The 2,696-nt window shown below is 64.5% G+C and carries 1 protein-coding gene; it reads left to right on the top strand.

Going from position 1 to position 2,696, the window contains the following annotated elements:
• Window positions 1-597: 597 nt before the first annotated feature.
• Window positions 598-2,696 (top strand): DNA translocase FtsK (locus tag GR328_RS26350; RefSeq protein WP_246216112.1); only part of this gene is annotated, 2,099 nt, incomplete at its 3' end.

Below are 2,696 nucleotides of genomic sequence, written 5' to 3'. Positions count from 1 at the left end.
GATGTCTTCCAGACCATACCCGCCAATAGAGCCTAAGCCCCGCAGCCAATACTTGGATCTTGCCCCCAGAGGAGCCCAAACTCCGCAGCCAAAACTGCAGATCAAGGCTCTTGGACCACGCCAGAGACCGGCCCTGGCAGGGCACTCGAACCTGCAACGGCCCGAATGCTTCGTCTCCAAAGACGTGACGTCACTCCCGAGCAAGAGCCCGCGAACAGACATTCAGCGTATCCGGAAAAAGCCGCACCGCCTGCTGTCGCGGTGGTGCGGGGAGGGGACACATAATCGTTTCCCCGGCAAATGCAAGCACAAACCGCCGTGCGTCGCCGTCGGTCAGGCGGCTTCCCGGAGAGCGAGGCGATCGATCGCGGCCTCGATTCGGGAGAATGCCCGCAGATCGTCGGGATGGCGCACAGGAAGAATATGATCGATGCCCCCGGAGACACAGGGAGAGGAGGGGCCGTGCTCGTCGTCGCCGGCCCCGCAAAAGCAGATGCGGCCGGGTTCACTAACGGTGTCTTTACCCGTGTTCGTCAGAGTCCGCCGCACCGCACCCGCGGTGGCCTGTTTCCAGTTCCAACAGATTTGTCAGTTCTCATGCGTAAGCCATTAAAGCCCAACGACGTCGTTCAAGCTGCAGCCCAGCCAGACGGCAGGATCCCCGCCGATCAAGCGGAGATTCACCAGCGCAGCGATTCGGTGCACCCGAATAGCGATAGGTCTGTCTGGGAGGCTCCCTGGTCCTCTGCGGGGGAAGCGGAGCCCGGCTGGTGGAAGGCCTTCGCGCTCGACAAGGATGTGAGAGCCACGCGGACCCCCGACCGTTTCATCAGAAAGCAGCCGGACACCAACGTCGTGGCTCTTCCGGCCAGCGAGGCCATGAACGCGGTCCGTCTTGCCCGTGCCGCGGACCGATCCTGCGAGGAGGCGATCCGCACGCGCCTGGAACGGCTTCGGGCCGCGATGGAAACCAAGTCGACGATTTTTTCACCGCCGGCGTCCAAGGCGGATTGCCCTCCGGTTGCGGCGCCATCCGGCGCGGACCGGATGGAGGAAGCCGCCGTGCTCCCTGAAACGACCGCTGGAGTTGATGCTGAGACGAGGTCGGGTTCGGAGGCGCGCTCTCTCCCCGAGAGCCGGGGGGAGATTCCTGATGCGCTCGATGACATGAGCATCGAACCGGCACCCGGCCACCCTGAAGTCGATGCGGCCGGATTTGAGCGGTCGGCCGGGCCGCTGCTGCCTGTGCCCGTAGAGGCCGCGAGACCGGTCTTTTCCGCGTTCGCATTCCAATCGGGATTGTATCGGACAGCCGTATCCCTGAAGTCCGGCTACGCGTTCGACCTGCCGGCACAGGAGGCCGGTGCCGACGACAGCCTTGCGACGGAGGCGGAGGACGAGGCCGCATTCCCTCAGAGCCCGGAGATCTCCGAGGATGTGTCCGAATGGAACGAGCCTGAGGAGCAGGCCGAGCTCGACTCGCAGGAGGCGCTCGCCGAGGATGTCGATCCTGGATATCTGGCCCTCTACGGGGAAGATTTCATGCCTGCTCCAGCAGCGGCGGGAATCGTAGAAGAAGCGACGAGAGCGACCTTGGCACCGGCAACGGCCCTGGCGCCGTCAGAGGTCCATTCGGCTCCCGCTGAGGCTCCTCCCGCGCCTGAACACACGCCGACAGGGCAGGTGATCAGCTTCCCCGCCCAGGAGCGCGCGCGGGGCTCGGGCTACGAGCTCCCCTCCATCGAATTGCTGGCCGAGCCGCCCGAGACCGAAGGCGATATCCTCACCGAGGACATCCTCGAGGAGAGGGCAGGCCGCGTCGAGAAGGTCATCCGTGACTTCGGCGTCAAGGGCGAGGTCATTCATGTTCATCCGGGGCCTGTCGTCACCCTCTACGAGCTGGAGCCGGCGCCCGGGGTGAAATCCTCCCGCGTCATCGCGCTCTCCGAGGATATCGCCCGCTCCATGAGCGCAGTCTCGGCTCGTGTGGCGGTGATCCCCGGCCGCAACGCCATCGGCATCGAGCTGCCGAACGATACGCGCGAAACCGTGTATCTGCGCGAGATGCTCGAGGCGTCAGACTTCAAGGCATCGACGCAGAAGCTTCCGATCTGCCTCGGCAAGACCATCGGCGGCGAGCCCGTCATCGCGGATCTCGCCCGCATGCCGCATCTCCTGGTCGCGGGCACCACCGGCTCGGGCAAGTCGGTGGCCATCAACACCATGATCCTGTCGCTCCTCTACCGGTTCACGCCGGAGCAGTGCCGTCTGATCATGGTGGACCCGAAGATGCTCGAACTCTCCGTCTATGACGGCATTCCGCACCTGCTCACCCCCGTGGTCACCGACCCGAAGAAGGCGATCATCGCCTTGCGCTGGGCAGTGCGCGAGATGGAGGACCGCTACAAGAAGATGGCTCGCCTGGGCGTTCGCAACATCGACGGCTTCAACGCCCGCGTGTCCGAGGCCAGGGCCAAAGGGGAAGTGATCACGCGAACCGTCGAGACCGGCTTCGACAAGGAAACCGGGAAGACCGTCTACGAGGACGTGACGATCGATCTCACTCCTTTGCCCTACATCGTGGTGATCGTGGACGAGATGGCCGACCTGATGATGGTGGCCGGCAAGGAGATCGAAGGTGCGATCCAGCGTCTCGCCCAGATGGCGCGCGCGGCGGGCATCCACGTGATCCTGGC

This window comes from Microvirga makkahensis (assembly GCF_009830105.1).
In the GTDB taxonomy this organism is placed as follows: Bacteria; Pseudomonadota; Alphaproteobacteria; order Rhizobiales; family Beijerinckiaceae; genus Microvirga; species Microvirga makkahensis.
The sequence above is the reverse complement of the archived record's forward strand: the minus strand, read 5'-3'. Positions and strand labels throughout refer to the sequence as shown.